Genomic DNA, 4795 nt, shown 5'->3' with positions numbered 1-4795 from the left:
AAAACGTTGCCGGTGGAAAGAGCAGGCACCTACCGTCAGAGAAATCGACCATTGGGTGCAGTCATGCTCTACAGCAGGAAGGGCACCGGCATGGATGACCAGCCATTCGCGTTCGTCGAGGCCCCGAGGGACATGACCACCTTGAGTCCGGACCAGGAGTTTCCCGCCGACCTGGCCGGGTTGAGCCTGGTGGAGCTGCAGGTGCTGCACAGCAGGATCTGCCACCAGCTCGACCATGAGTACCTCATCGCTCTGGGCGGGCCTCACCCGCTGACCCTGGACCGGTACCGGGACCTGATCGCTCAACTCGACGTGCACGACGGATCCACCCCCGAGGCTGACCGATGAGCGCCCGCGCGTCCAGCGGTGACCCGGGCACGTTTTCGATCGGCGGGCCACCACGATGCCCGGTTCCGGGCACCGACCTCGCGGCGGTGGAACTGACCGGGGTGGCGCAGAAGATCGAGGGACGGAAAGGCGGTGTTCGCTGTGTCCTCGGGTGCTTTGCCTGCTGATCTGGATGCGGTGCTCACTGTCGACAACGTCTCCGGGGGCCAGCGACTCACCGGCAACGACATCGATCTGGGCGGCTGTCCCAGGTGGTCGCCACGGTCATTGACGATGAAGCGGTGCTCTACGGAGAGTTCCAGGTCGAGGCCACTGTGATCGAGGACTGGGACCCGGAAGACGTCAATCCCAGTGGATCGGCCCTGTCCGGCGTCGTGGAGGACTGGCGGGCGGATACGAACGGTGAGGTGACACTCAGCGCCTACGTCTACGTCCAGACCGCCGAGCACGGACCCCTGGGCGTGACCTTGCGCCAGGCGTTGGAGGCCTTGAACACTGCACGCGCCCAGTATCTGGACTGGTTGCGGTCCCGGCGCGCACGCTGAGGACCCCGACCCGCAGGTGCGCATCCGGCCTCGGTCGCGCCCAGGCGGAGCAGGTCGGGGCGCTGGTGGCCGCTCATGCGGCGGTGGCCTTCATCGACGCCCAGTAGATCAAACACCTCCACCAAGCGTTGGCCACTCGGGAGCCGGCAAGCCAAGCCAAAGGCATTTTGAGGGAACGGTTCAAGACCACCGCCCAACAGACCTTCCTGGTGCTGGCCACCACCGGCGCCCTGCCCGACGCCAAACCCTGACCGGAGCTCAGGCCTGCTGCTGCGGATTCATCTGTCCCCTGATCAGGGGATATAGTGGCCCGTCGGAACTGAGAACCATGGCACGGGGGTGCTACTCAGTCAGCGGGACCGGCCAGGCCATCATGCTCGCCACTGTCCCACCGCCGTGAGGCGCAGGACACGAGCCGGGATCCGCAGGGACGAGGCCGCATCACGTTGAGCTGCTGGTGGGCGTGCCGGCCGATTTTCCACCGCAGGGGGGTAAGCCACTGATGGGACGTACCCATGACGAGCTACACATGACTAGGGACAGCGCCGACACCAGCCGCTGCCCCGCGGCTCGATAGAGCCGGAAGAGGGCGGTCGCCGGTGAGTCGTCCAGACCGGGGGAAGACGACGTCAATGGCCACCACGAGCACCCCTCGGAAGACCCGGCTGGTGGGCATTGACGCCGCCCGGGGCCTGGCGTTGATCGGGTTGGCCGCCATCCACATCCTGCCGGCCTTCGACCCGGACACCTTCTCCCCTACCACGCAGTGGACGCTGTTCGCCGGTGCTTCGGCGGCGGTGTTCGCCTTGCTGGCCGGGGTCGGGCTGGCCTTCACCTCCGGGGGACGGATCCCCCATCAGGGGCCGGCGATGACCGCGACCCGGGTCGCGCTGTTCGTCCGAGCGGTGCTGATCGCCTCCCTGGGTTTCGGGATCAACGGGTTCATGCCTTCCCCGACCCCGGCGGTGGGCATCCTGGTCTATTACGGGGTGTTCTTCCTGCTGGCGATCCCGTTCCTGCACTTCTCAGCCAAGATGCTGTTCGGCTGGGCGGGGTTCTTCGCCCTTGCCGGGCCGGTGCTGGTGCACATCTTCCGTGATGCGCTGCCGGTCTATGAGTCCGCCAGCCCGACCTTCATCGACCTGGCCACTGCCCCGGGGGCCACCCTGGCCCAGTTGCTGCTCACCGGCACCTACCCGGCCCTGCCCTTTCTGGCCTACCTGCTGGCGGGGCTGGGTCTGGGGCGGCTGGACCTGGGTGAGATCCAGGTCCAGGCCATCCTGCTGCTGGTCGGGGCCGGGCTAGCAGTGAGCGCCTGGTTGATCTACTGGGTGCTGATTCTCCAGGCCGGTGGCTACGACCAGCTCATGGCCCATACCCCGGCCCTGAGCGAGGAACAGATCGACGAGATCATCACCTGGGGACCGGACCCGACCCTGCCCACCACCACCTGGTGGTGGCTGCTGATCCCGGGACCGCACACCAACACCCCCATCGCGGTGCTCCAGGACCTCGGCACCGGGGTGGCCGTGCTCGGTGCCTTCCTGCTGCTCACCCGCGCGGGGAAGGCCTGGGCGCTGCCGTTGGCGGCGATGGGCTCGATGACCCTGACCCTGTACTCCGCCCATCTGCTGGCCCTGTCCACCGAGGTGCACTACGACCAACGCCTCCTGTGGTTCCTGGTGCACCTGGGCGTGGCCGTGGTCTTCGCCCTGGTCTGGCACAAGACCTTGGGACAGGGGCCTTTGGAACGCCTCGTCGCCCGCGCCGCGGCCACCACCCGCCGGCTGGTCCTGTCACCCGGGCACCGGAAATCCTGAATTCCCTGCCCACCGACCTACTCTGAACACGTCCACGCGCCCGGCCCCTGTCGGTAGGGTCTTGGTGATGGATCATCCTGCTGCGGAACCACCGAAGCCCGACTCCTCCCCTGCCGACCCGTTGCCTTCCCCGGGCACTGCGGAGGCCGCGCGCCTGGACGCCCTGCACGAGCTGGGCCTGCTGGAGACGGCCCCGGAGGAACGCTTCGATCGCATCGTGGCCCTGGCCCGGGTGATCTTCGAAGCCCCCATGGCGGCGATCACGCTCATCGACGCGGACCGGCAGTGGATCAAAGCCGCAGCCGGCATGGAGGCCGGTGTCGCGGTCGCCCGGGACTACTCCCCGTGTCATTATACGGTTCAGCACCCGGGCCCGCTGGTCATTGCCGACACCAGGTCCGTCGACCGGGTGGCCGATATGACTGTGGTGGGCCAGGGCATCCGCTTCTACGCCGGTCAGCCACTGACCGCGCCCACCGGGGAGCGGATCGGGTCGCTGTGCATCATGGACACCGTGCCCCGCCGGTTCACCGCCGGCCAGCAGCAGATCCTGGCTGAGCTGGGTCAGCTGGTCGAGTGGGAACTGGCGGCGACCGATGAGCTGGCAGTGGCCGCAGCCGCCCAACGCGCGCTCGTGCCGGTCGGCACCGCCCCGATTCCCGGCTATGAGCTGGCCGGCCGGTGCACCCCGGCCCGACGTGCAGACGGGAGCTACTTCGACTGGCGCCCGGCCGGCGGCCGGGTGCAGTTGCAGGTCGCCGATGTGGTCGGGGTCGGAGCCTCGGCGGCGGTGATCGCCGCCAGTGTGCGGATCCTGCTGCAAGCCGTCATCCACGACAGCGACCACCGCCGGGCCACCAGCCGGGCCGCGGAGGGCATTGGCGCCCTGCTGGGCGGCACGGACACGTTCGTCATCGCTTTCGCCGCCACCCTGGACCCGGCTACCGGCGCCGTGACCTACGTGCTCGCCGGACCCGGGATGGCCATGGTCCTGGGTGCGGACGGCAGCCACCACCGGCTGGCCTCCTCCGGGCCTTCTCTGGGACTGTCCGCGGCCTACGGCACCGCAGGGGAGGTGCGCACCACCGTGGTGGACCCCGGACAGACACTGCTGGTCCTTGGGGACGGGTTCCTCGACCTGGACGCGGACCCGGACTCGCAGAAACGGCTGGACCAGACCCTGGGCGAGGTGGCCGAACGCTACCGCGGTGGCCTCGGGGTCCACGAGGCGGTGGAGCTGGCCACCGCCTGGGCGGTGAGCCAGGGCCATCCCACCGACATCACCGCCCTCGCCCTGCACCGCACCGCAACTTGAGCCGCGTGATCTCGTGGGAGCCGATCACGGAACTCAGGTGTTCCGCCCCGCGCCGAGCATGTCACCCCCCAAGCGGACAGCAGGCCACCACGAACCACGTGCGCCGCCGACGGTGAGGTTGTCCGACAAGAACGGCCGGAACGAGCAAAGACACCGTCGACGGTTGCCTTGGCCCCTTTAGCCGCGTCGGGTGGTTTCCAGGGCGTTGATGGTTTGTGCGGGCAGTGTGGTGGTGACTGCCTCGACGGCGGCCTCCAGCTGCTCCGGGGTGGAGACCCCGACCACCGGGTACACCGGGGCCTCCCGCTGGGCCATCCAGGCCAGCACCACCTGACCGGCGTCGAGTCCATGGGCGTCAGCGACGTCGGTCAGGGCGGCCAACGCCCTGGCCGCCGTCTGCCCTCGATAACCTCCGGGGATCGGGCGGTCGGGACGGGTATAGGCCCCCGACAGCAACGGCGAATACCCCAGCATCGTCATCCCATGCTCACGGCAGAACTGCTCGACGTCCTCATCGAGCAGCACGTGCGGGGAGAGATCCGCCCCCGGATTCGGGCGCAGATAGGTGAAGCGCTGCTGCAACCCTGCGTACCGGGCCCGGCCCGCGGCGTCGAGGGTTCCCGGCAGGCGATCGGCGGTGAGGTTGCTGCCAGCGATCGCCCCGACGAGCCCTTCGGCCACCAACTCCTCCATAGCACCCAGGGTGTCTTCCAGCGGTGTGGTGGTGTCGTCGATGTGGGCGTAAAGCACATCGATCCGCTCCACCC

5 protein-coding genes are annotated in these 4795 nt (G+C 68.6%); 4 read left to right on the top strand and 1 reads right to left on the bottom strand.

All coding sequences use genetic code 11. The features are described 5' to 3' along the window. The 4 genes from BJF77_RS12365 to BJF77_RS12350 all read left to right on the top strand — a co-directional run. Positions 1 to 348 (top strand): hypothetical protein (locus BJF77_RS12365; protein ID WP_222845001.1); only part of this gene is annotated, 348 nt, incomplete at its 5' end. Positions 349 to 599: 251 nt separating this feature from the next. Continuing rightward, on the top strand, positions 600 to 893 hold the full coding sequence (locus BJF77_RS12360; protein ID WP_075872355.1) for a hypothetical protein: 294 nt from the start codon (positions 600 to 602) through the stop codon (positions 891 to 893). Between the two features lie 632 nt (positions 894 to 1525). Further along, positions 1526 to 2713: a heparan-alpha-glucosaminide N-acetyltransferase domain-containing protein gene (locus tag BJF77_RS12355; protein ID WP_075872354.1), complete on the top strand. Its 1188-nt coding sequence runs from the start codon at positions 1526 to 1528 to the stop codon at positions 2711 to 2713. 67 nt (positions 2714 to 2780) lie between these two features. Then, on the top strand, positions 2781 to 4028 hold the full coding sequence (locus BJF77_RS12350; protein ID WP_083665136.1) for a SpoIIE family protein phosphatase: 1248 nt from the start codon (positions 2781 to 2783) through the stop codon (positions 4026 to 4028). A gap of 177 nt (positions 4029 to 4205) precedes the next feature. Here BJF77_RS12350 and BJF77_RS12345 read toward each other — a convergent pair. Then, a partial coding sequence (locus BJF77_RS12345) for an aldo/keto reductase (protein WP_187347277.1) occupies positions 4206 to 4795 on the bottom strand: 590 nt, incomplete at its 5' end.

The sequence above is a fragment of the Kocuria sp. CNJ-770 genome (assembly GCF_001942375.1).
In the GTDB taxonomy this organism is placed as follows: Bacteria; Actinomycetota; Actinomycetes; order Actinomycetales; family Micrococcaceae; genus Kocuria; species Kocuria oceani.
Note: the sequence above shows the minus strand (reverse complement) of the source record. Positions and strands in the feature narration are given on the sequence as shown.

Bases quoted from the DNA above. Each gene is read 5' to 3' on its own strand.
- BJF77_RS12355 (WP_075872354.1), top strand. From the start codon at position 1,526: ATGGCCACCACGAGCACCCCTCGGAAGACCCGGCTGGTGGGCATTGAC.
- BJF77_RS12350 (WP_083665136.1), top strand. From the start codon at position 2,781: ATGGATCATCCTGCTGCGGAACCACCGAAGCCCGACTCCTCCCCTGCC.